The organism is Micromonospora sp. WMMD1274 (assembly GCF_049179035.1).
Classification (GTDB): domain Bacteria; phylum Actinomycetota; class Actinomycetes; order Mycobacteriales; family Micromonosporaceae; genus Micromonospora; species Micromonospora tulbaghiae.
This window is the reverse complement of the sequence record NZ_JBMHMG010000001.1, coordinates 3,660,084-3,686,946: the sequence shown is the minus strand read 5'-3', so window position 1 is coordinate 3,686,946 and position 26,863 is coordinate 3,660,084. Positions and strand designations below refer to the sequence as shown.

The 26,863-nt window shown below is 73.3% G+C and carries 29 protein-coding genes and 1 riboswitch; of the genes, 16 read left to right on the top strand and 13 right to left on the bottom strand.

The window, feature by feature from the left end; translation table 11 throughout:
- Nucleotides 1-119 precede the first annotated feature (119 nt).
- A riboswitch (cyclic di-AMP (ydaO/yuaA leader) is annotated at nucleotides 120-250 on the top strand.
- 4 nt (nucleotides 251-254) lie between these two features.
- Entirely contained in the window at nucleotides 255-1,283 is a 1,029-nt protein-coding gene (locus tag ACN27D_RS17410) for a coiled-coil domain-containing protein (protein ID WP_120571955.1), read from the top strand.
- A 57-nt stretch (nucleotides 1,284-1,340) separates the two neighbouring features.
- On the opposite strand, the gene ACN27D_RS17405 is transcribed toward ACN27D_RS17410, so the two are convergent.
- On the bottom strand, nucleotides 1,341-1,994 hold the full coding sequence (locus tag ACN27D_RS17405) for a carbonic anhydrase (RefSeq protein ID WP_120571956.1): 654 nt from the start codon (nucleotides 1,992-1,994) through the stop codon (nucleotides 1,341-1,343).
- Between the two features lie 166 nt (nucleotides 1,995-2,160).
- On the opposite strand from ACN27D_RS17405, the gene ACN27D_RS17400 reads away from it, so the two are divergent.
- The gene (locus tag ACN27D_RS17400) at nucleotides 2,161-2,502 is read left to right on the top strand and encodes a helix-turn-helix transcriptional regulator (RefSeq protein ID WP_120571957.1); all 342 of its coding nucleotides are present in this window, start codon (nucleotides 2,161-2,163) and stop codon (nucleotides 2,500-2,502) included.
- A 56-nt stretch (nucleotides 2,503-2,558) separates the two neighbouring features.
- On the top strand, nucleotides 2,559-3,797 hold the full coding sequence (mycP, locus tag ACN27D_RS17395; protein WP_233585693.1) for a type VII secretion-associated serine protease mycosin: 1,239 nt from the start codon (nucleotides 2,559-2,561) through the stop codon (nucleotides 3,795-3,797).
- A 60-nt stretch (nucleotides 3,798-3,857) separates the two neighbouring features.
- Here mycP and ACN27D_RS17390 read toward each other — a convergent pair whose 3' ends face one another.
- The 7 genes from ACN27D_RS17390 to eccCa form a co-directional block, all read right to left on the bottom strand.
- Nucleotides 3,858-4,139, bottom strand: coding sequence for a WXG100 family type VII secretion target (locus tag ACN27D_RS17390; protein WP_013283773.1), 282 nt, complete (start codon nucleotides 4,137-4,139; stop codon nucleotides 3,858-3,860).
- Between the two features lie 28 nt (nucleotides 4,140-4,167).
- Entirely contained in the window at nucleotides 4,168-4,476 is a 309-nt protein-coding gene (locus ACN27D_RS17385; protein ID WP_013283772.1) for a WXG100 family type VII secretion target, read from the bottom strand.
- A gap of 214 nt (nucleotides 4,477-4,690) precedes the next feature.
- A complete protein-coding gene (locus tag ACN27D_RS17380; RefSeq protein ID WP_252449938.1) occupies nucleotides 4,691-4,960 on the bottom strand; it encodes a hypothetical protein in 270 nt (89 codons plus the stop codon).
- A gap of 12 nt (nucleotides 4,961-4,972) precedes the next feature.
- Entirely contained in the window at nucleotides 4,973-5,701 is a 729-nt protein-coding gene (locus ACN27D_RS17375) for a hypothetical protein (RefSeq protein ID WP_121684416.1), read from the bottom strand.
- 31 nt (nucleotides 5,702-5,732) lie between these two features.
- Nucleotides 5,733-6,026: a hypothetical protein gene (locus ACN27D_RS17370; protein WP_421499494.1), complete on the bottom strand. Its 294-nt coding sequence runs from the start codon at nucleotides 6,024-6,026 to the stop codon at nucleotides 5,733-5,735.
- Between the two features lie 18 nt (nucleotides 6,027-6,044).
- Nucleotides 6,045-6,455: a YbaB/EbfC family nucleoid-associated protein gene (locus ACN27D_RS17365; RefSeq protein ID WP_358171168.1), complete on the bottom strand. Its 411-nt coding sequence runs from the start codon at nucleotides 6,453-6,455 to the stop codon at nucleotides 6,045-6,047.
- 73 nt (nucleotides 6,456-6,528) lie between these two features.
- Nucleotides 6,529-10,494, bottom strand: coding sequence for a type VII secretion protein EccCa (gene eccCa, locus ACN27D_RS17360; RefSeq protein WP_121684414.1), 3,966 nt, complete (start codon nucleotides 10,492-10,494; stop codon nucleotides 6,529-6,531).
- Nucleotides 10,495-10,664: 170 nt separating this feature from the next.
- On the opposite strand from eccCa, the gene eccD reads away from it, so the two are divergent.
- A complete protein-coding gene (gene eccD, locus ACN27D_RS17355) occupies nucleotides 10,665-12,062 on the top strand; it encodes a type VII secretion integral membrane protein EccD (RefSeq protein ID WP_358171167.1) in 1,398 nt (465 codons plus the stop codon).
- Here the strand turns inward: eccD and ACN27D_RS17350 are convergent.
- On the bottom strand, nucleotides 12,046-13,218 hold the full coding sequence (locus ACN27D_RS17350; protein WP_121684413.1) for a type VII secretion protein EccE: 1,173 nt from the start codon (nucleotides 13,216-13,218) through the stop codon (nucleotides 12,046-12,048). The two genes, eccD and ACN27D_RS17350, sit on opposite strands and share 17 nt — an antisense overlap.
- Nucleotides 13,219-13,380: 162 nt before the next feature.
- Between ACN27D_RS17350 and eccB the strand changes: the two genes are divergently transcribed.
- The 8 genes from eccB to ACN27D_RS17310 all read left to right on the top strand — a co-directional run bounded on the left by eccB (nucleotide 13,381) and on the right by ACN27D_RS17310 (nucleotide 19,920).
- Entirely contained in the window at nucleotides 13,381-14,850 is a 1,470-nt protein-coding gene (gene eccB / locus ACN27D_RS17345; protein ID WP_121684412.1) for a type VII secretion protein EccB, read from the top strand.
- Nucleotides 14,851-14,999: 149 nt separating this feature from the next.
- The gene (locus tag ACN27D_RS17340) at nucleotides 15,000-15,338 is read left to right on the top strand and encodes a hypothetical protein (protein WP_233585692.1); all 339 of its coding nucleotides are present in this window, start codon (nucleotides 15,000-15,002) and stop codon (nucleotides 15,336-15,338) included.
- Nucleotides 15,331-16,617 (top strand): WXG100 family type VII secretion target, encoded by a 1,287-nt coding sequence (locus ACN27D_RS17335; protein ID WP_252449933.1) that lies wholly within the window; start codon nucleotides 15,331-15,333, stop codon nucleotides 16,615-16,617. Before ACN27D_RS17340 ends, ACN27D_RS17335 begins: the two co-directional genes overlap by 8 nt.
- A gap of 161 nt (nucleotides 16,618-16,778) precedes the next feature.
- A complete protein-coding gene (locus ACN27D_RS17330; protein WP_421499493.1) occupies nucleotides 16,779-17,234 on the top strand; it encodes a hypothetical protein in 456 nt (151 codons plus the stop codon).
- Nucleotides 17,235-17,390: 156 nt separating this feature from the next.
- Complete coding sequence (locus tag ACN27D_RS17325; protein ID WP_121684456.1) at nucleotides 17,391-18,221, top strand: hypothetical protein; 831 nt, start codon at nucleotides 17,391-17,393, stop codon at nucleotides 18,219-18,221.
- Between the two features lie 170 nt (nucleotides 18,222-18,391).
- The gene (locus ACN27D_RS17320) at nucleotides 18,392-18,736 is read left to right on the top strand and encodes a YkvA family protein (protein ID WP_357899551.1); all 345 of its coding nucleotides are present in this window, start codon (nucleotides 18,392-18,394) and stop codon (nucleotides 18,734-18,736) included.
- 12 nt (nucleotides 18,737-18,748) lie between these two features.
- Entirely contained in the window at nucleotides 18,749-19,162 is a 414-nt protein-coding gene (locus ACN27D_RS17315; protein WP_120571970.1) for a pyridoxamine 5'-phosphate oxidase family protein, read from the top strand.
- A gap of 146 nt (nucleotides 19,163-19,308) precedes the next feature.
- Entirely contained in the window at nucleotides 19,309-19,920 is a 612-nt protein-coding gene (locus ACN27D_RS17310; protein ID WP_120571971.1) for a C39 family peptidase, read from the top strand.
- 119 nt (nucleotides 19,921-20,039) lie between these two features.
- On the opposite strand, the gene ACN27D_RS17305 is transcribed toward ACN27D_RS17310, so the two are convergent.
- Nucleotides 20,040-20,222: an antitoxin gene (locus ACN27D_RS17305; RefSeq protein ID WP_073825939.1), complete on the bottom strand. Its 183-nt coding sequence runs from the start codon at nucleotides 20,220-20,222 to the stop codon at nucleotides 20,040-20,042.
- 130 nt (nucleotides 20,223-20,352) lie between these two features.
- On the opposite strand from ACN27D_RS17305, the gene ACN27D_RS17300 reads away from it, so the two are divergent.
- Nucleotides 20,353-21,504: an AI-2E family transporter gene (locus tag ACN27D_RS17300; RefSeq protein ID WP_421499492.1), complete on the top strand. Its 1,152-nt coding sequence runs from the start codon at nucleotides 20,353-20,355 to the stop codon at nucleotides 21,502-21,504.
- A 154-nt stretch (nucleotides 21,505-21,658) separates the two neighbouring features.
- Here the strand turns inward: ACN27D_RS17300 and ACN27D_RS17295 are convergent, their stop codons facing one another.
- Entirely contained in the window at nucleotides 21,659-22,312 is a 654-nt protein-coding gene (locus tag ACN27D_RS17295) for a dienelactone hydrolase family protein (RefSeq protein WP_421499491.1), read from the bottom strand.
- 370 nt (nucleotides 22,313-22,682) lie between these two features.
- Here ACN27D_RS17295 and ACN27D_RS17290 point away from each other — a divergent pair, with 370 nt between their 5' ends.
- From ACN27D_RS17290 to ACN27D_RS17280, 3 genes are all read left to right on the top strand, one after another.
- Nucleotides 22,683-23,075, top strand: a complete 393-nt coding sequence (locus ACN27D_RS17290) for a MerR family transcriptional regulator (protein ID WP_013283752.1) — start codon at nucleotides 22,683-22,685, stop codon at nucleotides 23,073-23,075.
- On the top strand, nucleotides 23,045-23,392 hold the full coding sequence (trxA, locus tag ACN27D_RS17285; protein ID WP_228531255.1) for a thioredoxin: 348 nt from the start codon (nucleotides 23,045-23,047) through the stop codon (nucleotides 23,390-23,392). The genes ACN27D_RS17290 and trxA overlap by 31 nt, the downstream gene beginning before the upstream one ends.
- A gap of 101 nt (nucleotides 23,393-23,493) precedes the next feature.
- On the top strand, nucleotides 23,494-23,673 hold the full coding sequence (locus tag ACN27D_RS17280) for a hypothetical protein (RefSeq protein ID WP_120571974.1): 180 nt from the start codon (nucleotides 23,494-23,496) through the stop codon (nucleotides 23,671-23,673).
- A gap of 42 nt (nucleotides 23,674-23,715) precedes the next feature.
- On the opposite strand, the gene ACN27D_RS17275 is transcribed toward ACN27D_RS17280, so the two are convergent.
- The gene (locus ACN27D_RS17275) at nucleotides 23,716-26,088 is read right to left on the bottom strand and encodes a glycoside hydrolase family 65 protein (protein ID WP_393159410.1); all 2,373 of its coding nucleotides are present in this window, start codon (nucleotides 26,086-26,088) and stop codon (nucleotides 23,716-23,718) included.
- Nucleotides 26,085-26,837, bottom strand: a complete 753-nt coding sequence (locus ACN27D_RS17270; RefSeq protein ID WP_269696001.1) for an HAD family hydrolase — start codon at nucleotides 26,835-26,837, stop codon at nucleotides 26,085-26,087. Before ACN27D_RS17270 ends, ACN27D_RS17275 begins: the two co-directional genes overlap by 4 nt.
- Between the last annotated feature and the right edge of the window lie 26 nt (nucleotides 26,838-26,863).

Below are 26,863 nucleotides of genomic sequence, written 5' to 3'. Positions count from 1 at the left end.
GCTGGTCACGGTGCGCCACGGCGAAATCTCGCTATTGGTCGGCTTCCGGACGTAGATCCTCAGGAGTGCTGTCAGGTAACCTCGCTGCCGGTCACCGCCGAAGGCGCGCACCGGCGCCAGCGGTGCCGCCGCCCAATCGCCCGCGGGCGAGCCGGGGAACCAGGTACATGGGGTGAATCCGCGACAGCGGTAGGGGCCACTTCCGTCCCGAACCCGTCAGCTAACCCGGTCGGCGGCCGACGGAAGGGAACACTGTGACGGCACCCCTGCGCCGCTGGCTGACACCCGTGGTGGCCGTGCTGACCTCGCTGGCAGTGCTGGCCGGGCCGACTCCGGCGACCGCGGCACCCACCGCGGCGGCCCCCGGCACCCCCTCGGGCCACGAGGAGGACGGCGAACCGCCGCTCATCACCGAGGCGATCGACGCCGCCAACCGGAACTTCCTCCAGGCCAAGGCGAAGCTCGCCAAGTCGCAGGACCGCCAGCGGCGGCTGGCGGCCGAGGTGAAGACGGCACAGGCCGAGCTGGATGCGCTCAGCCCGCAGGTCAACCAGCTCGCCGCCCAGTCCTACCGGACCGGCCGGATGGGCGCGATGGCGATGCTGCTGGAGAGCAACTCGCCCGACTCGTTCGTCCGCCGCGTCAACGCCCTGGACGAGCTGAACCTCCTCAACGCGCAGCGCCTGGCCGCCATCAACGCGGTCAAGACCCGCGCCGAGCAGGCCAAGATCGCGCTCGACGCCGAGGTGCGCGAGCAGGAGAAGCAGAAGAACGCGATGGAGCGCGAGAAGGTGCAGGCCGAGCGCGCGCTGAAGCTCGTCGGCGGTCTCGGCTTCACCGGCGGCCTGGTCTCCGCCACCTCACCGGTCGCCAAGATCGCCCCCGGCCGCACGGCCGACGGCGGCTGGAAGGCCGAGTCGTGCAGCGAGGACGACCCGACCACGTCGGGCTGCGTCACCCCGCGCACGCTGCACGCGTACAAGGAGGTCCGCCGCGCGGGCTTCAAGCGCTTCGTGGGCTGCTACCGGCCCGGCGGGCCGTGGGAGCACCCCAAGGGCAAGGCGTGCGACTGGTCGCTCCAGAACAGCGGCTTCGCGCCCTGGCACAACAACGACACCCGCCGGTACGGCAACGAGGTCGCCGCGTTCCTCATCCGCAACGCCGACCGGCTGGGCATCTACTACGTCATCTGGAACCGGCAGATCTGGTTCCCGGCCACCGGCTGGAGTTCGTACAGCGGACCGTCGAACCACACCGACCACGTCCACATGTCGCTGCTCTGACCCGGACACGGTGAAAGGGGCCGCCCTCGGGCGGCCCCTTTTCGTCTTCCCGACGGCTCAGCCGGCCAGCGCCGGATCGGCGGGCGCCGCCGGAGCGGGCAGCGGGGCCGGGGACTGCGCCACGGTCCGCACCTCGCCGCCGGCGAGCCGGTACGACATGCCCACCACCGTGCACCGCCCGGCCGCCACCCGCTCGGCCAGCACGGCGGAGCGGGCCAGCAGCGTCTCGACGGTCTGCGCGATGTGCACGTCGATGATGCCGTCGAGGTCGTCGACGCCCTGGCGGGAGGCGCGCAGCAGGCTGGGCGAGACCGCGTCCACCACCGCGCCCAGGTGCCCGACCAGGGCGGAACCGGTCCGGAACCCCTCCCGGGCGGCCTGGACCGCGCCGCACGAGTCGTGCCCGAGCACCACCACGAGCGGCGTGCCGAGCACGGTGACCGCGTACTCGACGCTGCCGAGCACCTCCGGCCCGGCGGTGTGCCCGGCCGTACGCACCACGAAGAGGTCACCGAGACCACGGTCGAAGATGATCTCGGCGGCGAGCCGTGAGTCGGAGCAGCCGACGATCACCGCGAAGGGATGCTGGCCGTCGGCGACAGCCGCGCGGTGCCCGGCGTCCTGATTCGGATGCTGCGGGGCACCGGTGACGAACCGGTGGTTACCGGCACGCAGTTCGGTCAGTGCCTGCTCCGGGGTGCTCGGCGTCATGTCCCTCACCTCGTCTACCTGGGGAACTACCGGGCCGAACGGCCTCGCGACCCACGGTCACACGCACCTCGGGGCCCGTCAAGATTCGTGATACGCATTTCATACTTTCCCGTTGCCACCCGCCTCGGCCCGCGCCGATTCGGCCGGTGGCGGCGGTGGCCATAGCATGACCACCATGGCGACCACACCAGTTGAGGACGGGAGCCGCCGTAACTGGACCTTCCTCACCAACCACGGCCACGTGCTGCTCGCGATCGCGCGCAACCCCACCGCCCGGCTGCGCGACGTGGCCGACGAGGTGGGCGTGACCGAACGGGCGGCCCAGGCCATCGTCGCCGACCTGGAGGCCGGGGGTTACCTGCGGCGTACGCGGGTGGGACGGCGCAACGAGTACACGATCAACCCGAAGGGCCGCTTCCGGCACCCGGCCGAGGCCGACCAGCAGGTCGGCGCCCTGCTGGCCCTCTTCGCCGCCGAGCCGGCCGGGGACGCCACCGCCGACAGGTGACCCGGACCGGCACCACGAGTGCCCGCACGGGCGGGCGCGGCGGGTAATCTCACCGCGTGCGCGACAGCTTGCGGCCGGGCGCGACCACGGGACGCGTCCGGGCCGGACACCGGATCAGGTCCGTCCTCTCCGGAGCGACGGTCACCGCCCTGCTCGGCGGCGCGCTGGCGGTGCCCGCGCCCGCGCAGGCCGCCCCGAAGTGCGGCCCGGCCGGCGGCCCCGCACCCACCGAGGTGCCGTGGGCGCTGAGCCGCCTCGACCCGGCCGCCGCGTGGCGGATCGGCAAGGGCGCGGGAACCACCGTGGCGGTGATCGACTCCGGGGTCTCGCCGGCCCACCCCCTGCTGCGCGGGCGGGTGCTGCCGGGTGAGGACTTCAACCAGCTCGTCCGCCTGAAGGGGCAGTGCGACCTGGTCGGCCACGGCACCATGGTCGCGGGCATCATCGCCGGCCGGGAGGGCACCGGCTCGCCGTACACCGGCATCGCGCCGGAGGCGAAGATCCTGCCGCTGCGGGTCCTGGCCGAGAACAAGGAGAACTTCGACCCGGACGTGCCGGCCGAGATCGGCAAGGCGATCCGCTGGGCCGTCGACCACGACGCCGACGTGATCAACCTGTCCCTGGTCACGCTGGACGACCCGGCGCTGAAGTCCGCGGTGCAGTACGCGCTCGCCAAGGACGTGGTGGTCGTCGCCTCCGCCGGCAACCGGCAGGAGAACCGGGAGGACCGGCCGGCCTATCCGGCGGCGTACGACGGTGTCGTGGCCGTCGCCGGAATCGACGAGCAGGGCGGGCACGTCGGCAGCTCGGTCAGCGGGGACTATGTGGACATCGCCGGGCCCGGCCTGAACATCGTCGGTCCCGCGCCGCAGGGATCGGGATACCGGGCCGAGCCGCAGGGCGGGACGAGCTTCGCCACCGCGTACGTCTCCGGGGTGGCCGCGCTGGTGCGGGCCGCACACCCGGACATCAGCGCCGACGAGGTCGCCTACCGGCTGACCCGTACCGCCGACAACCCGCCCGACGGGCACAACGCCGAGGTCGGCTTCGGGATGGTCAACCCGTACCGGGCGGTCACCAGCCTGCTGGGCACCCGGAGCGATCCGCCGCTGGGCGCGATGCCGCCACCGGCGCCGCCCACCGATCCGCTGGCCTGGCAGCGCACCGTCGCGATCTGGGTGGCCGTCGTCGGCGCGCTGCTGGCCGGCGTCCTGCTGACGCTGCGCCCCATCGTGGTACGCGGACGCCGGCGCGGGTGGCGGCCCGGCCGGCGCGACGTCCCGCAGGACGCCTGACAAACACGACGGCTCCGCCCGGCGCGAGCCGGAGCGGAGCCGCTGTGGACCGGTCGGGGGTCAGTTGCCCCAGACCTTGGAGTTGCTCATCTCCGTGGTCATGTAGTTCTCACGCGCGATGCCCACGGCGCCGCCGATCTCGTTCAGGACCTTGTTGATGTCCCGCACGGCGGCGTCCCACTGGGCCTGGTGCTGCTGGTAGGCGGCCCGGTCCTGGCCCTCCCACTCGAGCTTGGTCAGCATCGCCCGCAGCGTGTCCAGCTTCTCGTCGATGGTCCGCGAGATGGCCTGCATCTGCTGGTTGCTGCTCTCCAGAACAGCGTAATCAACCTTGATGCTCATCGATTCCTCCTCTGCCTGTCTTCGCGGATCACGGGTTGAGAGCAGCGTGGAACTTGTCCAGCATCTGCTGCTGCTCTTCGTCGTTGACCTGGTGCGTGGTGCCCGACTTGTCGAGCAGATCCGCGATGTTGTCCATCGCGGTCAGCAGCTTCGTGGTGTCCTCGTTCCAGCGAGTCATCAGGCTCTGGAAGCCCGTGGACGCCTGGCCCTTCCAGGCCATCGCCAGGTCGTCGACCACGTTCCACAGCTTCTTGAGCTCGCCGTCGACATCGCTGCGCGTGGACCGCACGTCACTCGCGGCGGTGTGCAGAGTCGCTGCACTGACCTCGAACGCCATGCTTCACACCCTTCCGTCATCTTGTGGCGGCGGTTCCGCCGCGCCCTCCCCCGCGGCAAGGCGTACACACCCCACCGACGGACACTTCATCCGAACCGTAGCGGACGATGTCCAACCCGCGCAGCCCTGCTGGCCCATCGTCGTATTCCGACATCCCACTGTCGACAGACGCGTTCTCGCACCCTCAGTACGGGTTGGACGGTCAAGCCCGAGGTCAGGACCGTTCGCGTGACGATTTGACGATCATCGACACGCCGAAGACCAGCACCGCGACCAGCAGCACCACCACGGCCCACAGCATCGGCTTCTCGAACGCGCGCTGGAACGACAGCACCAGAAGCGCCGCGCAGGTGCTCAGCGACACCACCTCGGCGGCCCGCCGCAGCCGCGCCGAGCGGGTCAGCGCGGCGAACAGCATCAGGACCACGAAGACCGGGATGGTCAGCAGGACGTACAGCAGCAGCGAGAAGAGCAGGGTGTCCATGCGTCGCTCCCGTCACCCGTAGAACTTGGCGTCCCGTACCCAGTCGATCTTGATGTCCTTGATGTCCGGGTCCGAGCCGGTCGGCGCCCAGCCCGGGCGGGAGTCAGCGGTGAAGGTGAACCGGTTGTCCGTGTGGAAGGCGGCCAGCAGCGCGTGCAGCAGCGCGCTGATCTCGCCGAAGACCAGGACCAGCACGGCGGCGGTGGCGGTCAGGCCGACGATGCCGATGGCCTGCGCCAGTGCGGTGGTGGCGGGGAAGAACTGGAGCGCGATCGACGCGATCACCGCGACCAGGATCGGCATGAGCGCCTGGGCCAGCCCGGAGATCGCGTCGTTGTACGCGTCCCGGGCGGCGGTGAGCGTGTCCCGGTTGGCGGCGAACGCCTCGGCCAGCGAGTTGATCTCCGCCCCGAGCTTGCGGAGGAACAGGTCGAACGCGTCGCGGTCGTCGAAGTCCCACTCCGCCGCGTCCGGCGGAACCGCCGCCATGGCCGCGCCGAACTGGTCCGCGCCGAGCAGGCGGGCCGCCTCGTCCCACTTCTTGATCGACTCGTTGACCTGCTGGTTGTCGAACGACTCCAGGTAGAGGATCGTGCCGATCAGCGCCGCCGAGGCGACGATCCAGACCACGTTGCCCTTGGCGATGGCCGCCGCCGACCGGACCGGAGCCGTGGTCTCGGCGACCGTCACGGTGCCGGTCACCGTCCCCGAGGCGTTGGCGATGAGGATCTCCGGAGGCATCAGGTGTCCTTCCCGTGGCGGACCCGGCCGGTCACTTGACCACCCAGGGCTGATCCGACCTCTCCCAGTTCTTCGCACTCTGTTCGAGCTGCGCGGCGGCCTTGCGCAGATGCTCCACGCCGGTGCGGACGTTGTCCAGGTGCCCGTCCACAGCCGCGTTGTGCCGCTCCACCGCGCCGGTGCCGAACCAGCTCAGCGCGCCGCCGGGCAGCTTGACCTCGCCCAGCAACGTCTCCACGTTGCGGAGGTATTGAGTCGGGCCGTCCGGGGCGTCGAGCATCCTGCCCGCCTTCCGGATCGCGTCGACGTCGACGGTGTTCGGCATCGCCGGCTCTCCTCTCGTTCAGCGCCGCAGGTTGCGGGTCGGGTCGGACACGTCCACCCCGAACTGACGGAACCAGTCCTCCGGGGTCAGCGTGCCGTCCTGCGCCCGGCGGACCATCTCGGAGTCGCCGAGCATCTCGCTCAGCATCTCGCGCTGGCGCTCCTCGAAGGCCGCGTAGGCGGCGTCGATCGCCGCCTGCATCGCCTCGGCCAGGGAGAAGCTGTCCAGCCGCATCGCCCGCGCGTCGAGCTCGATGTCGCCGACCTTCATGTCGCCGTCCACCGTCACCCGCACCAGCCCGTCCGGGCTCTCCCCGGTGACCCGCAGTTCGGCGCGCTGCCGCTGGAGATCGGCCAGCCGGCGCTGCTGTTCCTGCGCCTGCCGCAGCAGGCCCTCCATGGCCGCACCGAAACCCGACGGGCTGCTCACCTGCGCGCCCCTCTCCACTCGCGACGATCGATCGCGCCGACGCTACCGGACCGGGCGTCCGGCGTCCGTCCCGTCAGGCCGGTTCCGTCCACGCGGTCTGGATCAGCTGCTGGCCGTCGCGGCGGCGGACGAGCGTGCCCCGGCCCGGCGGCTGCGGGGTCGGCCGCAGGTTGCCGAAGACGGCACCCTCCTCCCGGCTGCCGGACATCAGCAGGCCCGGCGAGTCCAGCTCACGCAGGCGTTGCAGCACCGGCTCGTACAGCGCCCGGGCCACACCGCCGACCCGGCGCGTGATGATCAGGTGCAGGCCGATGTCCCGCGCCTGCGGCAGCAGCTCGTGCAGCGCGCTCAGCGGGTTGCTGCCACCGGAGGCGACCAGGTCGTAGTCGTCCACCAGGACGTACAGGTCCGGGCCCTTCCACCAGCTCCGGTCGCGAAGCTGCGCGGTGGTCACGTCCGGGCCGGGCAGCCGGTTCTGCAACGCGCTGCGGATCGAGCCGAGCCCCTGGCTGAACACCTGGTTCGACGGCGCGTAGTCGAGCAGGTGGTCACCCTCGACCGCGCCCAGCAGACCGCGCCGGTAGTCGGCGATGACCAGCCGCGCCTGGGCCGGGGTGTACCGCTCGGCGATCCCCCGGGCGATCAGCCGCAGCAGGTTGGTCTTGCCGCACTCGGCGTCGCCGAACACGGTCAGGTGCGGCTCGCCGGCCAGGTCCAGGTAGACCGGGGCGAGCGCCGACTCGTTCACGCCGATCGGGATGCCCGGCGCCGACCGGTCGATGACCTTCGCCAGCTCGGTGACCGTCAGCTTGCGCGGCAGCAGCCGGACCTTCGGCGCCGGCTGCCCCGGCCAGTTCGCCGCGACGTGACCCGCGAGCGCCACCGACGCCTCGGTCAGGTCCTCGATGTCGCGCTTGCCGTCGATCCGCGAGATCGCGGTCAGGAAGTGCAACTTGTCCCGGGTCAGGCCGCGGCCGGGCGCGCCCACCGGCACGTTCTGCGCCGCCCGCCGGTCGATCTCCGACTCCGATGGGTCACCCAGCCGCAGCTCCAGCTTGGTGCCGAGCAGATCCCGCATGTTGATCCGGATCTCCGCCCACCGCACCGCCGTGATCACCACGTGGACGCCGAAGCCGAGACCCCGGTTCGCCAGGTTCGTGATCGTCTGCTCCAGCTCCTCGTACTCCTGGCGCAGCGTGTTCCAGCCGTCCACCACGAGGAAGACGTCACCGAACGGGTCGTCGGCGAACTCACCGGCCGCCCGGCGGCGCCGGTAGCTCGCCACCGAGTCGATGCCGTGCTGGGTGAACCGGTTCTCCCGCTCGTCGATCACGGCGACCACCTCGGCCACCGTCCGCCGGACCGCCTCCACGTCCCGCCGGCCCGCGACACCCGAGGTGTGCGGCAGCCCGTCCAGGCTGCGCAGCGCGCCGCCGCCGAAGTCGAGGCAGAAGAACTGCACCTCGCGCGGCGTGTGGGTCAGCGCCAGCGAGGCCAGCATCGAGCGCAGCATGGTGCTCTTGCCGCTCAGCGACGCCCCGACGATCACCACGTTGCCGCCGGCCCCGGCCAGGTCGACCATCATCGGGTCACGGCGCTGCTCGTACGGCCGGTCCACGATGCCGACCGGCACGGCGAGCCGGCCGCGGCCCGGCCAGTCGGCGGTGGTCAGGCCGAACGTCGGGTGCACGCTCAGCTTGGGCAGCAGCTCGGCCAGCCCGGACGGCTCGGCCAGCGGCGGCAGCCAGACCTGGTGCGCCGGCTTGCCCCGGCCCTTGAGCTGGTCGATCAGCACGTCCAGCATCGCCACGGCCTTGCCGTCGCCGCTCTGCTCCGGCTCCGGGGCCGCCTCGGCGGGGCTCGGCTGGGCCGGCACCGGCACGTAGTCGATGCCGTACGGGACGATCCGGCGCTGCACCTGCGCCCGGGTGGAGCGCTGCACCTGCCCCGGCGCCCGGTACGGGCCGGACACGTACGCGGCGCGGAACCGCAACATGGTCGCGGTGTCGGTCTTCAGGTAGCCGTGACCCGGCGCGCTGGGCAGCTCGTACGCGTCCGGCACGCCGAGCACGATCCGGCTCTCCACCGCCGAGAACGTGCGCAGACCGATCCGGTACGACAGGTGCGTGTCCAGGCCGCGCAGCTTGCCCTCCTCCAGCCGCTGCGAGGCGAGCAGCAGGTGCACGCCGAGCGACCGGCCGAGGCGGCCGATCATCACGAACAGGTCGATGAAGTCCGGCTTGGCGGCCAGCAGCTCGGAGAACTCGTCACAGATGATCAGCAGGCTGGGCATCGGCTCCAGCGGCTCACCGGCGGCCCGCGCCTTCTCGTAGTCGTACCGGGAGACGTAGTTGCCCGCCGCCCGCAGCACCTCCTGCCGGCGGTTCATCTCACCGGCCAGCGCGTCCCGCATGCGGTCGACCAGCGGCAGCTCGTCGGAGAGGTTGGTGATCACCGCACTGGTGTGCGGCAACGCGTCCAGCGAGGCGAAGGTGGCGCCGCCCTTGAAGTCGACGAGGACGAAGTTCAGCTCCTCCGACGAGTGCGTCACCGCGAGCGCCGCGACCACCGTACGCAGCAGCTCGCTCTTGCCGGAACCGGTCGCGCCGATCACCAGGCCGTGCGGGCCCATGCCCTCGTGCGCGGACTCCTTGAAGTCCAGCTCCACCACGTTGCCGTCCGGTCCCAGGCCGAGCGGGATGCGCAGCCGGTCGCGGTGGCTGCGCGGACGCCAGGTCTGCCGGGTGTCCACTGTGGCGGCGTCGCCGACGCCGAGCAGGTCGGGCAGCTCCATGCTGCGGGCCAGCGGCTCCTCGGTGCTGGCGCCCTGCTGCTGGGAGAGCCGGAACGGGGCGATCTGCCGGGCCAGCCCTTCGGCCGCGCTCAGGGACAGCCGGTCCGGCCGGCCCAGCCGCGAGGTGGCGGTGCCGCGGACCAGGTCGAGCCCGGTGCCGTCCCCGGCGTCCAGGCAGAGCAGCCAGCGCCCGGCGTCGCGCGGGACCGCGCCGGACAGGTCGAACACGGTCGTGCCGAGCAGGCCCGGCCCGGTCAGCGCGCACGTCGCCGAGACCTCGCCGCCGTCCAGCACCACCACCACGTGCGGCGCGGTGGTCAGCGGCTTCGCCTCCGGCGCGAACCGGGGCCGACCGCCCAGATCCTGGGCCAGCGCGGTCTCCGCCTCGTCCAGCGCGGCGAACACCATCCGGCGCGCGCCCGCCGCGTCCGTACGCCCCGGGTGCTGGGCGTGCGGCAGCCACTTCACCCAGTCCCAGGCCGCCTGCCGGTCCGGCGCGGCCACCACGACCACCAGGAGGTCCTCCGGGGCGTGGAACGTGACGAGCTGGCCCAGCGCGGCCCGGGTCAGGTCGAGCACCGGCTCCCGGTCGCCGCGCAACGCGATCCGGCTGAACGCGCGCAGCGACAGCGCGGTCGGCAGGTCCGGCACGCTGGAGTGGGCCCGGACGAACCGGCGCAGCGCGATCGCGCTCATCGGTTCCAGGTCCTCCACCGGCTTGGTCTCCGGCGGCACGATCTCCACCGCCAGCCGCTGCGGGCCGAGCGCGATCCGCACCTCGCCGAAGTCGTCCTCGGTGATCCGCCGCTCCCAGAGCCGGCGGGAGGCGGCGATCGACCAGAGCGCGTCCGGCTCCGGGTGCCGCCAGGTCATCGCGGCGCGCTGCTGCTCGGCCGCCCGGCGGGTGCGCTTGCGCATCTGCGCGAGATAGCGCATGTAGTCGCGCCGCTGCGCGTTCAGCTCGGCCTTGTCGTTGCCGCCGTTGCCGAGCGTGCCGATCGCCATGCCCAACATGGACACACCGAACAGGCCACCCGCGACGTACGTCATCATGCCGCCGCCACGGCCGGCGTAGAGGAACGCCATCGCGCCGACGCCGCAGAGCATCGGCAGGATCATCAGGACCTGGCCCATGCCCTTGGCCTGCGGCTCCGGCAGCTCGGGCGGGGATTCCAGCAGCACCTCGCCGCGCGGCAGCGCGGGCCCCGGTTGACGCGGAAGTCGGCGGAACACCACCGTACTCACGGCTCTCCCCTCCCCAGAAGTGGCCCTGATCGTGGTCTGCCACCGCCGGTGAGCGTCGGGTGGGCAACCTGTGCGACCGCCATCGTAGGTAATCTCCCGGTGGCGTCGTGGACCCGTGGGGGGCGACGCCGACGGCCCAGCGGATCGTATGCGAGCACGAGGAGGCCACTGTGGCGACGAAGACGGCGACCGGTGGGCTGAGCCGGATCACCATCGTGGCGCCGCGTACCAGGATGGATCTGGCGCTGCCGTCCGACGTGCCGCTCGCCGACCTGCTTCCCACGCTGCTGCGGTACGCGGGCGAGGACCTGGCCGACGAGGGCGTACGGCACGGCGGCTGGGCCCTGTCCCGGCTCGGCGGTCAGCCGCTCGACGGCGGCCGGACCGCCGCGCAGCTCGGCGTACGCGACGGCGAGGTGCTCTACTTCAACCCGCGCGCCGCGACCGCCCCCGAGATCGTCTTCGACGACGTGGTGGACGCGGTCGCCACCTCCACCACCCAGCGGGCGGGCGCCTGGCAGGTCGGCACCACGCGGACGTTCGCGGTCCTGCTGGCCGCCTCGGCGCTCGCCGCGGGCGCGGTGGCGACGCTGCTCACCGGCCCGCCGCAGCTACCCGGCGCGGCCGCCGCGTTCGTGGTCGCGGTGGCGCTGCTGGTCGGCGCCGCGGTGCTGTCCCGCGCCGCCGGCGACAGCCGCACCGGCGCGGTGCTGGCCCTGGTCGGGATCGGTTACGCGGGCGTCGGCGGCCTGCTGGTGCTGGCCGGGGACCGGACGCTCGGCGAGCTGGCCAGTCCGCACGTCCTGCTCGCCGGCACCGCCGTGGTGGTCTTCGGCGCGGTCGCCGCGCTCGCCGTCGGCGACCGCCTGCCGCTGTTCCTCGGCGCGGTGGGCGTGGGTGCGGCGGTCGGCCTCGGCGCGGTGCTCAGCCTGGCCTTCGACATCGGCGCGGCGGCCTCGGCGGCGGTGGTCGCGACGGTCGCGTTCGGCGCGCTGCCCGCGCTGCCGATGCTCGCCTACCGCCTGGCCCGGCTGCCGGTGCCGTCCATCCCCACCGGCCCGGACGACCTCAAGACCGACACCGAGTCGGTGGACGGGCCGTCGGTGCTGCGCAACAGCGAGCGCGCGGACGCGTTCCTCACCGGTCTGCTCTGGACGGTCTCGCTGCTGGTGCTCGGCGGCGAGGTGGTGCTGGCCGGGAACGGCCGGCTCCCGGCGGTCCTGCTCTGCCTGGTGCTGGCGCTGCTGTCGCTGCTGCGGGCACGACCGTTCCTCAGCCGCGCCCAGCGCACGCCGGTGCTGCTGTCCGGCACGGTCGGCCTGGGGCTGGTCGCCGCCGCGACGTTCGCCGCCGGCTCGCTGGCGGTACGCCTCGGGCTGATCCTGGGCGGCCTGGCCGTGCTGGCCGTGATCAGCCTGGTCTACGGCCTGACCGTGGCCGGCAAGCGGATCTCCCCGGTCTGGGGCCGGACCCTGGACATCGTCGAGATCCTGCTGATCATCGCGCTGGTGCCGCTGGCCGTCTGGGTGTGCGGCGCGTACGGCTGGATCGTCAACCTTCGACCGTGACGGTCCCCATCGCGGTGCCGACCGGCGCGGTGGCGTAGACGCCGGGGCCGTGCTGGCCGTCCAGCGGGCGGGCCGGCACGCCCGCGCGCCGGGCCATCTCCCGGACCGCCTTCACCAGCGCCTCGGCGTGCCCGTCCATCGCTGCCACCCGCAGCAGCGGCGGCACCTGCCGGCCGCCCGGGAGCACCACCGCGGCGACCGTGTGCGAGGGCGCCGAGGTGGCGGTGACGGCGTCCACCAGCGCGCCGAGCGAGCCGTTGGGGCGTACCCGCAGGGCCAGGCAGCGCTGCGTCCAGCCGCCTCCGCGCAGGCTGGTCCACGTCTCCACCGGGGACTCCGGCGCCAGGTCGAGCCCGGCTCCGGACACCACCGCCGCGTGCAGCTCGTTCCGGTCGAGCACCCGGTGACCGAGGCCGGCGGCGTTGAGCGCCTTGCCGAGCCGGCCCACCCCGGCCGCCACCGTGCGGTGCACGCCGCGCAGACCGCCGCCACGGCTCACCGCCTCGGCCCGCGCGTCGGACACCGACAGGCGCAGCGCCACCCACACGGTCCGGTACGCCGACGGCGGCGCGCCGGGCGCCGGGTACCAGACCAGGGTGTGCGAGACGACCTGGGTCTGGGTGACCGGGCCGGAGAAGTCGGCGAGCACCGCCAGCGCGCGGTCCACCACGGCCGCCTCGATCGAGCCGGCGGGCGCGCCGGGACGGCCGGTCAGCGCCAGCGCGGCGAACCAGCCCCGGTCGTCCTGCCCGATGCCGAGCCGGGTGCCGCGCTCGGTCAGCTCCACCACCGTCAGCTCCGGGGCGAGCGCGGCCAGCCTCGGGTCACCACCGGGCGCCGCGCTCCGGGCCCGGTCGCGGCGCCGGCGCAGCCGGCGGCGGAGCATCAGATCCTCGTACCACCAGCGGCCGCCGCGGCGCGCGAACGCCGCGACCACCGCCAGCAGCGCCAGGACGGCGACCACCCCGAGCAGCCACGCCGGGCCGGCGGTGGCGAACCAGACCGCGAGCGCGGCGCACTCCACCACCACGAGCTGCCCGACCACGACCGGGCCGAGCCGTCCCCGGCGGCGCTTGTCGGCGGGGGTGACCGGCCGGTCCGGCGGTACGGCGGGAACGGTGGCGGTACGACCGGGTGGCGCCTGGAGCTGCGTCATCGGTGTGCGTCCCTTCTGGACATCCTGGGCATCCGCCGGGCGGGTGCGGTCGTTCGGGCGGCGGACGGGGTCCGGCGCACCCCCGACGGCCCCTTATCGTAGGGAAGCCCGCGGCGCCGTTCGGTCCTGTCGCCGTGGACCCACCCCCGCCGGAGGTTAGTCATGCGGACCCGCCGCGATCAGGTGCAGGCGTACCGCTTCGTCACCCGCCGCATCGTCTCGGCGCTGCTCTCCGGTGATCCGGAGACCAACGACCTGCCGATGCGCCGCCTCGGCATGGCGGTGTTCGGCAGCGTCATCGCGGCGGCCGTGGTGCTCGGCGGCGTGGGCGCGTACGGGCAGCTCACCAGCAACTCCGCGCCGCTGGAGCCGAACACGCTGGTGATCGAGCGGGAGACCGGCGCGACGTACTACTTCGGCGAGGACAAGGTGCTGCGCCCGACGCTCAACTACGCCTCGGCGCGGCTGATCGTCAACGACGCCGCGGCGCAGCCGCGCACCATGTCCCAGGCGTCGATCAAGGACCGTCCACGCGGGCGGCTGGTCGGCATCGTGGGCGCCCCGGACGACCTGCCGGACCGCAAGTCGCTGGTCGGGCTCCCCTGGTCGGTGTGCGACGTGCCGGATCCGAACGACCCGCAGCGCTCCACCACGCACCTGGTGATCGACCGCGCGCTGCCCGGCGGCACGGCGCTCACCGACCGTGCCGTGGTGGTGCGGACCAGCGACGCCCGCTACCTGCTCACCGGCGGTTCCCGGCTGCGGGTCGCCGGTGACGAGCAGGCGCTGGTGGCGTTGAAGATGGCCGGCGCGACGAACCTGACCGTCGGGCAGCAACTGCTGAACGCGGTGCCGGTCGGGCCGGTGCTGCGCAAGCCGACGATCGCCGGGGACGGCAGCGCCAGCGGGCTGACGGTGGCCGACCGGCCGGCCCGGATCGGCCAGGTCTACCAGGCCGCCGGCCAGTACTACGTGCTCACCCGGCAGGGGCTGGCGACCGTCCGCGAGGTGACCGCGCTGCTGCTGCTCGGCGGCGGCGGCGAGGTGACGCAGATCACTCCGGACGAGGCGGGCCGGCTCCTCACCGACCAGCGCCTGGACGCGGACGGCCTGCCGGCCCGGCTGCCGACGCTGCACGAGGTCCGTCCGGGACGGACGGTGCTCTGCGCCACCTACCGTCCCGGCCCGGCCGGTCAGCCGCCGGCCACCACGCTGGAGGTCTTCGACTCCCCGCCGGCCGAGCTGACCTCGGCGACCGCGATGCCGGCCCGGCAGGGTGCCCGGGACGCGGTACGCACCGCCGAGAGCGTGCTGCTGCCCGGCGGCAAGGGCGTGCTGGTGCAGGCCACGGCCGGGGAGAGCGGCAAGGCGGCGGCCGGCTCGACGGTCTACCTGATCACCGCCCAGGGCATCCGCTATCCGCTCGGCACCGCCGGGGGCGACGCGAAGAGCGCGCTCGGGTACGGCGACGTGACGCCGCTCGCCGTACCCGCCTCGCTACTGGCGCTGGTGCCGACCGGTCCGACGCTGTCCCGCGAGGACGCGATGACCTACTTCGATGCGTCGACGCCACCGGGGGCCACCGCGACGCCCTCGGCCGGTGGCGCGGCGGCGCAGGTCCAGGGCGGTTGACCGGCTCCGGGCCGATCCGAAGTGGAGGATCTCCGTCACGGGTCGCCCGGGTTGGCTCGCTTCGACTAACCTGAGTACGGCGAACGGTTATCGACGATGACTACGGGGATGCAGCCATGACGGGGCGCACGACAGTAGACGTACTGTCCTTGGAGGACTTTCACCAGCGGCTCGAGCGGCGCCTGAACGAGGCGGAGTCGGTGTTGCGCAAGCTCAACACCCAGATGCAGTGCCGCCCGCCGGCGCTCGGCACGTTCACCGACGCGACCGACAACGCACGTCGCTACTCCGAGACCCACCAGAGCTACGTCAACCACGTCGACCGGCTGCGCCGGGCGATCCTGGCCGCCCGCGAGGCGACCCACAAGATCATGACGAACTACAAGACCGCCGAGGCCCGCAACGCCGCCGCCGCGGCCGACATCGCCGCCGCCCTCTCCGGGCTGAACGAGGCGATGAAGCAGCCGAAGGAGGACCCGCGTGTCTGAGTACACCCGGCGCTACGAGCACGTCAGTCACGAAGAGCTCTACCAGGGCGTCAACGCCGGCGACCCGAAGCAGATCGAGGCGCTCAGCGCCCAGTGGACCTCCCTGAAGGGCACGCTCGACGATCTCGGCCGCGACCTGACCGCCGACCTGGAGGCGCTGGCGAAGACCTGGACCGGCGACGCCGCGCGCGAGTTCCACCGCCGGCTGGACATGGTCGTCCGCTACTCCGGCAACCTCGCCGAGGGCATGACGGGTATCCGACAGGGCCTCGACATGATGTCCAGCGAGCTGCGGGCCGCCCAGTCCAAGGCGGAGAGCCCGGAGAAGACCGACGACAACGACAAGCTGCTCTCCGGTGCCGGCAAGGGCTTCCTGATCGGTGGCGCCCCCGGCGCGGTGATCGGCGGGATCGTCGGCCACCAGCAGGACAAGGCCGAGCAGGAGAAGGCGCACCAGCGGATGGTGCAGGTCGTGGCGAAGCTCGCCGAGGGCTACGACTTCTCGGCGTACGGCCGGATCGTCGTACCCGACCCGCCGGAGACCGAGCTGCCCGGCCACACCGGCAACGGTGACCCGACGCTGCAGAACGGGCCGTCGGTGAAGACGCCGTCGTCCGGCCCGAGCCTGGGCAGCTTCGGCCCGGGCGCGAGCGCCACCGCCACCACGTCGGGCGTGCACCACACGGCCCCGACCGGCGGCACGCCGGGCGAGGGCACGCCGGGTGCGGGCACCCCTGGTGGCCAGCCCGGCGCCGGTGCTCCGGGTTCGGTGCCGGTCGGCGGCACCGTCGACCCGGGCGGCACCTCGCTCGCCGGCGCCGCTCCGCTGACCAGCACCGTCGGCGGTCCGACGATCGGCGGCGGCCCGGGCTTCGGTCCCGGCGGCGCCGGCCCGACGACGATGACCGCAGGTGGAGGCGGTGGCGCCCTCTACGGCGCCCCCGGCGTCCTGAGCACCGGCTCGCTCGCGGGCACCGGCGCCAACTCGGCGTCGGCGGCTCGGCTCGGCGGCATGCCCGGCGCTGACAACCGCTCCGCCGCCGGCACGGGCCGGCTCACCTCCGGTCGCGGCCTCGTGGTCGACGCCGGGAGCAAGTCCGCCGAGCGCACCGGCGGCGCCACCGGGCGGCCCGCGATGGCCGGCCGCGGCGGCGTGCTGGGCGGGCGCGGCGGCCACGGCGACGACGAGTCCGACGGCCGGCTGACCTGGCTCACCGAGGACGAGATGGTCTGGGGCGACGGTGACGCCGCCCCGCCGCCGGTGCTCGGCGGCAACTGACCCCGGCATCCACGCGACGGCGCGGCACCCCGGCAGGGGCGCCGCGCCGTCGCGCGTCGTGCCCCGCGTGGGCCTCCGTCCACACCGACCCGTGGGGTGGCTCACGTAAACCGCAAGATCCTTGAGCTGCGAGATCCTCCGCCGACCGATAGGTTGAAACGGTGCTGCCCGTAGCGTTCGCCCCGTCCACCTGGACGGCGACGCTGCGCCGAATCGCCCGCACGGCCGTGGCCGGCCTGGTGCTGATCGTCGGCCTCCAGGGCATCGCCGCCGCACCCGCCCACGCCGACGCGGCCTCGCACGCCAGCATCGCCTCGCACGCCGTCGCCACCGAGCACGTCACGGCGATCGAGCACGTCGGGGCGATCAAGCACGTCACCGCCGTCGAGCACGCCGCGACGCGACAGGCGATCACGACCGGCGCCGCACGTTCCGCCGAACTCACGGCGACCGACGCCCCGACCACCGCGCTGCGGACCACCGGTCCCGGCACCGGCCCGGCCGTCACCGAAGCGCCTTCCGCCGACTCCGCCGGGCCCGTTCCCGGCGTCGAGGTGGTCGCCGCCGCCGACCCCGGCCGGGCGGACATCGCCCGTCGCGGTCCGCCGCGCGCCTGACCGGGCGCCTTTCCGGTACGCCCCGGCGCGGTCCCACGGGCCGCACGCCTCGCGCCCTGCGCGCGTCCCGTCGCGTCTGAAGTCACGACGCACACCCGCCCGGATGTCCGGGCCACAACCGTTGATCGTCCTTCGTTCCACCACGAGGTGCTGGTGATGCAGACCGTCTTCTCCACCGTCCTGCCCGACATGCCCGCGGCCGCCGTGATCTGGCTGGTCCTGCTCGCCGTGGCCGCGACAGTGGTCGCCGCGCTGATCGTCCGCCCGTCCCGGTTCCGTTCCGAACTGGTCGACCGGATCAGTGACGCCGCCCGGCCGAGCAGCATCGAACGCGCCGAGCGGGCCCGCGTACGGGACCAGGAGCGAATCCGCTACGCCGACGAGGTGGCCGTGGCGGCCTCCCGTGCGACGGCGACCGCCGAGCGGAGCCGCGCCGAGTGGCTGACCGCGCAGGAGGAGGCCGAGGCTGCCTGGCAGGCGTACCAGGCGGCCGAGGAGGACGTCCGGCGCCTGAGCGCCGCCGCGGCTCTGCCGCTACCCCGGACCGCCAAGACCCCGGCCGAGTACGCCGACCGGGAGCGCTGGCTGCACCGGGCCGCGATGGACGCCCAGTGGCGCGACGAGATCACGGTGCGACAGCTCAGCGACATCCTCGGCGGCAACGGCTGGGATCCGAGCCGGCACCCGGTGGAGCAGGAACTGCTGCTGCGCCGGCTGGTCCGGGACAACATGGCGGCACGGCACCGCGCCGCCACGCAGCGGGAGCAGGCCGCCTGGCAGGCAGCCGAGCGGGCCGCGGCGGCGGCACAGAGCCTGCGCGACGAGGCGTTCGCGGCACTGCACCCGGTTGCCGAGCCGCAGACCGCGCTCTCCATCGTGGGCTTCGCCGGCCCGGAGACCACCCGGGAACTGCCGGCCGGGACGGGCACCGACGTCACCCGCGAGCTGCCGCCGGTGGCGCGCGGCCGGGCTGCCGTGGCGACCTGAGGACGCCGGCAGCGGCCTCACGGGCGTCGCCGGGCAGCGGCCTGACGGGATGCCACCCGGCAGGGGCGTGACGGGACGTCGCCCCGGCCGCGACCCGGCCACGGGCGGGCGCCCCTCGCGGCGGGGACGACCGCCGGGCGTGGCGGGCCCGGCTCGACTAGCGTGGTGGCGTGTCCCGTGAAACCTGGGTGCTGGTCGTCCTCGCCGCCGTCCTCGCGGCGGCCATGCTGGCCGGGGCGGTGCTGCTCGCCATCCGGGTGATTCGCACCCGCCGCATGCTCGGCGCGCTCGGCGCCGGCGGCAAGGTCGCGTTCTACGGCGCGCTGATCTACACGATCCTGCCGGTGGACCTGCTGCCCGACCCGATCTACCTGGACGACATGGGCGTGCTGGCCGGCGCGCTGTTCTACCTGGGCCGGCTGGTCGCCAAGCACCGCGCCGAGCAGCGGGCCGCCCAGTCAGCCCCGGCGGTGCCGCTGGCCGCAGCCCCGCCGCGCCCGTCCGACCGTCCCTGACGAGGAGACAGCATGGCTGGGCATCACCGGCTTGACCCGCACGACGAGCGGGTGGCCCGCTTCTTCGCGGACCGGCACCTCGCCACGCTCACCACACCGCGCGCCGACGGCACCCCGCACGTCGTACCCGTGGGAGTGACCTTCGACCCGGCGGCCCGGCTGGCCCGGGTGATCACCTCAGCCGGGTCGGCCAAGGCCCGGCACGTCGCGGCGGCCGGACCGGACGGCGTCCCGGTCGCGGTGTGCCAGGTCGACGGCCGGTGGTGGCTGACCGTGGAGGGCCGGGCGGTGCTGCGCCGCGACCCGGAGTCGGTGGCCGAGGCGGAGCGCCGGTACGCCGAGCGGTATCGCACGCCGCGTCCGAATCCGGAGCGCGTGGTCATCGAGATCGCGGTGACCGGGCTCCTGGGAAGTCTCCCCGGCTGAGGCGTCTGTCCGGTTCCGCAGTGGCCCCGGTCACGCCCGGAAATGGGCTGCCGCGGCAGGGCGGTTGAACTCTCCGTACGCCGAGCGCCACTCCTGGTGCCGCGTCTCCCGCACGGAGCCGTCGACCCCCGAATGGAGCCTCGACCATGAACCCGATCATCCGTAAGTGTGTGCTGTCCGTCGCCGGTCTGGCCGCCGCCGGTGGTGCCGTCGCCGGTCCGGCCGCCGCCGCCCACGCCGCCCCGGTCAAGGGCAAGGGCGACCGCACCGCCGACTACGAGTACCAGGCGCAGCCGAACTTCTTCTACTGCGGTCCCGCCTCGACCCGGATCGCGCTGTCGGCCGAGGGCAAGGACGTGAGCCAGGACGAGCTGGCCGCCAAGCTCGGCACCACCGAGAACGGCACCGACTCGGCCATCGACATCACCCGGGTGCTCAACGAGTACACCGGAGGCAAGTACCGGACCACCGAGATCCGCGACGACGTGGCCACCCGGGAGCAGGTCGAACGCCTGCGCGCGGACATCCGTACCGCTGTGGACGACGACCGGCCGGTGGTGGCGAACATCCTGGGCGGCGCCCGGGACATCGACGGGGTGGAGCACAGCTACCCCGGCCACTACGTGACTGTCGTGCGATACGAGGGCGACGGCGACCGGGTGCTGATCGCCGACCCGGCCCGGCCGGACGAGCCGACGTACTGGATGGACGTGACCGAGCTGGCCAACTGGATCGCCGGCCGCGGTTACAGCTCCTGACCCGCGACGCCTGACGGACGGGCCGGTCTCCGCTGTGGAGGCCGGCCCGACGCCGCGGCGGCCACGCTCCCCTCGGGGGCGTGGCCGCCGTCGTGTTCCGGCCTCTGAGCGGGCGTACGTCAGCGACCGGTGTCGCCTTCGCCGGTGCGCTGCTGCGCGGCGTCGACACCCTTGTCGATCTGGTTGTCGTACTTGCCGCCGGTGCGCTTGTCGGCCGCGTCGCCCGCCTTCTCGATGCCCTGGTCGACCTGCTTGTCGTGCTTGTCCGCGAAGTCCTTGGCCTTGTCCATGAAGTCGCTCATGTCGGATCTCCCTTCGATACGTTGAATGCCTTCCCTAAGGCCGGGGGCACAAACACCGGGTGGGCGGTTGCGGCCCTGGTGTCGGATCGACCCGCGTCGGGTACCAACGGCCACGATCGAGGAGGGCGACGTGGACGACGACGCTGGAATACCCGGGCGGGCACCGGCCGCCGGAGGGCGGCAGACCTGGGCCGGACTGCCCTGGCCGGTACGGACGGCGGTCACCTGGAGCGCCTGCCTACTGGTGGTGACGGCCGGGCTGTGGTTGCTGGGGCAGATCGCCGTCCTGCTCGCGCCGCTGGCGGTGGCGCTGGCCGGCACGCTCTTCCTCGCCGCGCTGCTCGACCCGGTGCTGGTGCGCCTGCGCCGGCTGCGGGTGCCGGCCGGGCTCGCCGCGCTGCTGAGCATCCTGCTGCTGCTCGGCATCCTGGGCGGCGCCGGCGTCCTGGTCTGGAACCTCACCGCGAGCCAGTTCGGCGAGCTGAGCCAGCAGCTCGACGAGGGGTTGCAGCGCACCCGCGACTTCGTCACGTCCAGCCTGCCGGTCACCGACCAGCAGCTCGACCGGCTCGTGGAGCAGATCCGGCAGGGCCTGAGCAGCGGTGCGCCCGACCCGGTCGCCGGGGCGCGCAAGGTCGCCGAGGTCGCGGGCGCGATGCTGCTCGCCCTGGTGCTGCTGTTCTTCCTGCTCAAGGACGGCCGCTCGATGTGGCACTGGGTGCTGCGCCGGCTGACCGGCCCGCGCCGGGAGCTGACCGCCGAGGCGGGACGGGCGGGCTGGCGGACGCTCGGCTCGTACAGCCGGGGCACGATGATCATCGCGGCCATCGACGCCATCGGCATCGGGCTGGCCCTGGTCGTCCTGCGTGTCCCGCTGGCCCTGCCGCTCGCCCTGATCACGTTCCTCGGCGGGTTCGTGCCGATCATCGGCGCCACGGTGGCCGGTGCGGTGGCGGTGCTCGTCGCGCTGGCCGCGAACGGTCCCACCACCGCCCTGCTGACCCTGGCCGCCGTGATCGCCGTCCAGCAGATCGAGGGCAACCTGCTGGAGCCGCTCGTCATGCGGCGGCAGGTGCAGCTGCACCCGGCGGTCATCCTCGTGGTGGTCACGGCCGGCACGCTGGTCGCCGGGGTAGCCGGCGCGTTCGTGTCGGTGCCGATCGCGGCGGTGCTGTGGCGGGTGCTGGACACCGTGCAGCGGCACCGCGCCGCCGAACGGAGCGGCACCGGCGTTCCCGCACCGACCGCCGACCCGGGCCGCGCCGCCGAGGCAGCGGGCTGACGACCGGCGCGGTCCGACGGCCGGCGCGGTCCGACGGCCGGCGCGGTCCGGCTGCCGGCGCGGTCCGACAGCGCGTGGCGCGGGCTGGCGGCCGCACGAGGTGAGGGCCGCCCGGCCGCCGCGGCCGTTCCATGCGGGCCGGCGCGAGTGCCGGTCAGGCGGGATGCGGCTGGCGCAGGTGCGTGGTGAACCACGTACCTGCCTGGTCGGCCACCTGCTCCAGCGTCCCGGGCTCCTCGAACAGGTGCGTGGCGCCGGGCACGACGCGCAGCTTCGCGACCTCGCCCAGCGCGTCCCGGGCCTGCTCGTTTAGCACGATCACCTGCTCGTCCAGGCCGCCGACGAGCAGGAGCGTCGGTGCGCGTACCGCAGTCAGTGAGCTGCCGGCAAGGTCGGGCCGGCCGCCGCGGGAGACCACAGCGCCCACTCGGTCCGGCCGGGCCGCGGCGGCGACGAGTGCGGCGGCGGCGCCGGTGCTGGCGCCGAACAGCCCGATCGGGAGCCGCCCCAGCTCCGGTTCGGCACCCATCCAGTCGACGATCCCGGCCAGGCGCTCGGCCAGCATCCCGATGTCGAAGCGCAGCTCGGCGGTGATCTCGTCCCGGGCCTCCTCGTCGGCCGTGAGCAGGTCGACGAGCATCGTGGCGAGCCCGCGTTCGTTGAGCGCGCGCCCGACGGCCGTGTTGCGCGGGCTGTGCCGCGAGCTGCCGCTCCCGTGCGCGAACAGCACCACCCCCCGCGCCCCGGCAGGCACCACCACGTCCCCCACGAGCCCGCCGTCCACCACAGGCACCGAGACCTCACGCATCTCCTTCACCCCCCGCTCTCCCCCACCGCATACCCCCCACCCCGACGATCATGAAGTTGACGGCCCAGAAAGCGCTCCCCCACCCCGCCAACTTCATGATCAATCCGACCGGGGAAGACCTCGGGGCAGATCTTGGTACGAAACGGCCCCTGGAGAGGCCATTCCGTACCAAGATCCACAAGCCCCAACCCCGCAACACCGCCCCGGACGGGGTTGATCATGAAGTTGGCGGCGGATTCCGAGATCGAAAACGCCGCCAACTTCATGATCGACGGGGACAGCCCCCGGGGGAAAGCGCGCGCGTGTGGGTTGCGTTGACGTCGGCGGCAAGGTTTAGCGTCGACCTGGCAGTGAGGGACGGGGGCGGCGGATGCGGATCGGGGAGCTGGCGCAGCGGGCCGGTACGAGCACCCGCACCCTGCGCTACTACGAGGCCCACGGGCTGGTCCGGCCGAACCGGTCCGCCAACGGATACCGGGTCTACGACGAGGCGGAACTGCGCGTCGTCCGCGAGATCCGGTCGCTGCTGGCGATCGGCTTCGGCCTGGACGACATCCGCCCGTTCGTCGCCTGCCTGCGCGCCGGAAACGACTCCGGTGACGTCTGCCCCGATTCGGTGGCGGTGCTGCGGCGCAAGCTCGCCGAGGTGGACGACTACCTCGACCGGCTCGGCGACGTCCGCCGCCGGCTGCACGACCAGCTCGCCCACGCGATCGCCCAACGGGAGGAAACATGCCTCAGGACACGGGGACCGGCCGGCTGAACCCGGTCACCGACGACACGTTCGCGGCCACGGTGCTGGCCGCCGACCGGCCGGTGGTGGTGGACTTCTGGGCCGAGTGGTGCCCGCCGTGCCGGGTGGTGTCGAAGCACCTCGCCGAGCTGGCCGAGGAGTTCGGCGACGCGCTGCGCTTCGTCACCCTCAACACCGACGAGAACCCGGCCACCGCACGCGCCCACCGGATCATGTCCGCGCCGACCATGCTGGTGTTCCGCGACGGCGAGGTGGTCGGCTCGATCGTCGGCTCCCGCCCGAAGGACCACCTGCGCCGCAGCTTCGCGCAGCACGTGGACGGCTGAGCCCTCGCCGGGACGGCTGAGCCCTCGCCGGGACGGTTGAGCCGCCGCCGGGCGGGAACGCGCGGGGTGACCACGGACCCCGACCGATCGCGAGGATCGTCATGGCGAAACAGGACAGGTCCAGGGAACAGGAACTCACCGACCAGGAACGCCGCAAGCAGGAGCTGAAGGACTCGCCGGACTGGGCCGACCGCGCCGCCACGGCGCGCACCGCCGACGATCCGCGGGCCACGGCGCCGCGTGACGCCGGCGGGCGTCCGTCCAACGGCCGCCAGTTCTGAGGTACGCGTACCGAGCGGTCCCGCCCTTCGTGGCGGGGCCGCTCAGTCCATGCGTTCCGGCAGGTGCATCAGCGGCGCGCGGCCCTGCGGCTGTTCCGGTTGCGGCCCGCTGGGGTGTGCCGGTGGCACCGCCACGGTGACCGGCTGCGCGGAGGTGACCCGCAGCGGTTCGCCGTGATGCCGCAGTTCCACGACGGTGTCCGGGCCGCCGTTGCGCAGCGAGTACGTCGTCTGGTGCGGCCGGACGTCGACCCGCAGGCGCATCCCTCGCCACTGGAGCGAGAACTCCAGGCGGCTGAGGCGGCTGGAGAGCCGGGGCGCGAAGGAGAGCGTCCCGTCGTGGTCCCGCAGCCCGCCGAACCCGGCGACGAGCGCGATCCAGGCACCGGCCAGGGACGCCATGTGCACGCCGTCGCGGGTGTTCTCGTTGAGGTCGTGCAGGTCCATCAGCGCGGCCTCGCGCAGGTAGCGGTGGGCCAGTTCGAGGTGTCCGACCTCGGCCGCCAGCACCGCCTGGGTGCAGGCGCTCAGCGACGAGTCGCGTACGGTGCGCCGCTCGTAGTAGACGAAGTTGCGCAGCTTCTCGGCGGCGCTGAACGCGTCGCCGCGCCAGTGCATGGCCAGCACCAGGTCGGCCTGCTTGACGACCTGCTTGCGGTAGAGGTCGAAGTACGGGTAGTGCAGCAGCAGCGGGTACTTCTCCGGCGGCGTGTGCTCGAAGTCCCACTCCTGGAAGCGGGTGAAGCCCTCCACCTGCTCGTGCACCTCGGTCTCCGCGTCGTACGGGACGTGCATGTCGTTCGCGGCGTCCCGCCAGGCGGCGGCCTCCTCCTCGGTGACGCCGAGGTCGAGCGCCTGGTCCCGGTAGCGCATCGCGCAGTCCGCTGCGGTACGCAGGTTCCGCTGGGCCATCAGGTTGGTGTAGACGTTGTCGTTCTTCACCGCCGTGTACTCGTCCGGGCCGGTCACGCCGTCGATGTGGAACCGGCCGGCGCGGTCGTGGTGGCCGAGCGAGCGCCACAGCCGGGCGGTCTCGACCAGCAGTTCCAGCCCGATCTCCCGTTCCAGCGCCTCGTCGCCGGTGACCAGCACGTAGCGGCGCAGCGCGTCGGCGACGTCGGCGGCGATGTGGAACGCGGCGGTGCCGGCCGGCCAGTACGCCGACGACTCCGGCCCCTCGATGGTGCGCCACGGGAAGGCAGCGCCTTCGAGGTTCAGCGTGCGGGCGCGTTCCTGCGCCTGGGCCAGCGTGTCGTACCGCCACTGCAACGCGTCCCGGACCGCTCCCGGCTGCGTGTACGTGAGCACCGGCAGCACGAACATCTCGGTGTCCCAGAACGCGTGGCCGTCGTACCCGGGGCCGGTGAGGCCCTTGGCCGAGATCGGCCGCCGTTCCGCGCGGGCGCCGGCCTGGAGGACGTGGAAGAGGCCGAAGCGGACGGCCTGCTGCACCTCGGGGTCGCCTTCGACGCGCACGTCGGCGGCGTCCCAGAACGCGTCCAGGTATTCGCGCTGGGCCCGGCGCAGGCCGTCCCAGCCGTCGAGCCGGGCCGCGGCGAGCGCCGCGCCGACCTGGTCGCGCAGCGCCGGGAGGGACCGGCGGCTGGACCAGCCGTACGTGAGGTACTTGACCACCCGCAGCTTCTGGCCGGGCTTGAGCACGCAGCCGATGGTGGTGCGGACCCAGTCCTCGTACCCCTCGCTCTCGATCGTGGTGCGTTCGGGCCCGTCGACGTCGTGGCCCATCGCGGCGGCGACCCGCAGGCCGCTGACCTTGGTCCGGTGGATGAGCTGGCCGCCGTCGTCGGTGGTCAGTTCCTCCTCGGCCTGCAACGGCGACTCCAGGACGGCGGCCACCCGGGGGTCGCGGCTCTGCGGCGGCAGCGACTCGTTGGCGACCAGCTCGGACTGGAGGATCAGGCGCAGCGGCCCGTCGACCGGCTCCACCTCGTAGTGGATGGCGGCCACCGAGCGCTGGGTGAACGACACCAGCCGGGTGGTGCGGACCTTGACCTCGCGGCCGGCCGGCGAGCGCCAGTGCAGGTCCCGGTGGAGCGTGCCGGCGCGCATGTCGAGGACCCGCTCGTGGGCGAGCAGTTCGCCGTAGCGCACGTCGAGCGGCTCGTCGTCCACGAGCAGCCGGATCAGCTTGCCGTTGGTGACGTTGACGATGGTCTGCCCGGACTCGGGGAAACCGAAGCCCGCCTCCGCGTACGGCAGCGGGCGCAGCTCGTAGAAGGAGTTCAGGTAGGTGCCGGGCAGCCCGTGCGGCTCGCCCTCGTCGAGGTTGCCCCGCAGCCCGATGTGGCCGTTCGACAGCGCGAACACCGACTCGGACTGGGCCAGCACGTCCATGTCGAGTTGCATCTCCCGGACGTGCCAGGGCTCGACCGGGTATGCCCGTTCCCGGATCACGCGGCCGGCTCCGGGGCGAGAAGGTCGGCGAGGTCGGTGACCACCACGTCGGCGCCTTGCGCCAGCAGCTCGTCGGCCTGGCCGACCCGGTCGACGCCGACCACGTACCCGAATCCGCCGGCCCGCCCGGCGGCCACCCCGGCGAGGGCGTCCTCGAAGACGGCGGCCTGCGCCGGTTCGACGCCGAGCAGCCGGGCGCCTTCCAGGAACGTGTCGGGGTGCGGTTTGCCGCGCAGCCCGCTCGCGCGGGCGACCACGCCGTCCACCCGCGCCTCCAGCCAGCGGTCCAGCCCGGCGGCGTGCACGACGGCGGCGCAGTTGGCGCTGGCCGAGACGACTGCGCGGCGCAGCCCGGCCGTGGTGGCTGCCTCCAGGTAGCGCACCGAACCCTCGTACACCTCGACGCCGCGCTGCTCGATCTGCTGGAGCAGGACGACGTTCTTGCGGTTGCCGAGGCCGTTGACGGTGTCCGCCTCGGGCGGGTCGTCCGGCGATCCCTCGGGCAGCGTGATGCCGCGCGAGGCCAGGAATGTGCGCACCCCGTCGGCGCGCGGTCTGCCGTCCACGTACCGGTTGTAGTCCGGTCCGGGGTCGAACGGGTGGAACGGCTCGCCGGTTTCGGCCGACCGTCGCCGCAGGTACGCGTCGAACGTCTCCGCCCAGGCGGCGTTGTGCACCTTGGCGGTCTGCGTCAGCACACCGTCCAGATCGAAGAGACAAGCGCGCACGTGCGCGGGGAGGCCCAGCATCGCTTGAATCTAACCAGACCCCGCGC

What these genes read in the sequence shown, in the direction of transcription:
- ACN27D_RS17390 (WP_013283773.1), bottom strand. Translation starts at nt 4,139, where the DNA reads ATGAGCATCAAGGTTGATTACGCTGTTCTGGAGAGCAGCAACCAGCAG.
- ACN27D_RS17270 (WP_269696001.1), bottom strand. Translation starts at nt 26,837, where the DNA reads ATGCTGGGCCTCCCCGCGCACGTGCGCGCTTGTCTCTTCGATCTGGAC.
- ACN27D_RS17370 (WP_421499494.1), bottom strand. Translation starts at nt 6,026, where the DNA reads ATGCCGAACACCGTCGACGTCGACGCGATCCGGAAGGCGGGCAGGATG.
- ACN27D_RS17315 (WP_120571970.1), top strand. Translation starts at nt 18,749, where the DNA reads ATGGCTGGGCATCACCGGCTTGACCCGCACGACGAGCGGGTGGCCCGC.
- eccB (WP_121684412.1), top strand. Translation starts at nt 13,381, where the DNA reads ATGCGGACCCGCCGCGATCAGGTGCAGGCGTACCGCTTCGTCACCCGC.
- ACN27D_RS17290 (WP_013283752.1), top strand. Translation starts at nt 22,683, where the DNA reads ATGCGGATCGGGGAGCTGGCGCAGCGGGCCGGTACGAGCACCCGCACC.
- ACN27D_RS17380 (WP_252449938.1), bottom strand. Translation starts at nt 4,960, where the DNA reads ATGGACACCCTGCTCTTCTCGCTGCTGCTGTACGTCCTGCTGACCATC.
- ACN27D_RS17310 (WP_120571971.1), top strand. Translation starts at nt 19,309, where the DNA reads ATGAACCCGATCATCCGTAAGTGTGTGCTGTCCGTCGCCGGTCTGGCC.
- ACN27D_RS17280 (WP_120571974.1), top strand. Translation starts at nt 23,494, where the DNA reads ATGGCGAAACAGGACAGGTCCAGGGAACAGGAACTCACCGACCAGGAA.
- ACN27D_RS17295 (WP_421499491.1), bottom strand. Translation starts at nt 22,312, where the DNA reads ATGCGTGAGGTCTCGGTGCCTGTGGTGGACGGCGGGCTCGTGGGGGAC.
- ACN27D_RS17350 (WP_121684413.1), bottom strand. Translation starts at nt 13,218, where the DNA reads ATGACGCAGCTCCAGGCGCCACCCGGTCGTACCGCCACCGTTCCCGCC.
- ACN27D_RS17375 (WP_121684416.1), bottom strand. Translation starts at nt 5,701, where the DNA reads ATGCCTCCGGAGATCCTCATCGCCAACGCCTCGGGGACGGTGACCGGC.
- ACN27D_RS17405 (WP_120571956.1), bottom strand. Translation starts at nt 1,994, where the DNA reads ATGACGCCGAGCACCCCGGAGCAGGCACTGACCGAACTGCGTGCCGGT.
- ACN27D_RS17325 (WP_121684456.1), top strand. Translation starts at nt 17,391, where the DNA reads ATGCAGACCGTCTTCTCCACCGTCCTGCCCGACATGCCCGCGGCCGCC.
- ACN27D_RS17385 (WP_013283772.1), bottom strand. Translation starts at nt 4,476, where the DNA reads ATGGCGTTCGAGGTCAGTGCAGCGACTCTGCACACCGCCGCGAGTGAC.
- ACN27D_RS17305 (WP_073825939.1), bottom strand. Translation starts at nt 20,222, where the DNA reads ATGAGCGACTTCATGGACAAGGCCAAGGACTTCGCGGACAAGCACGAC.
- trxA (WP_228531255.1), top strand. Translation starts at nt 23,045, where the DNA reads ATGCCTCAGGACACGGGGACCGGCCGGCTGAACCCGGTCACCGACGAC.
- ACN27D_RS17400 (WP_120571957.1), top strand. Translation starts at nt 2,161, where the DNA reads ATGACCACCATGGCGACCACACCAGTTGAGGACGGGAGCCGCCGTAAC.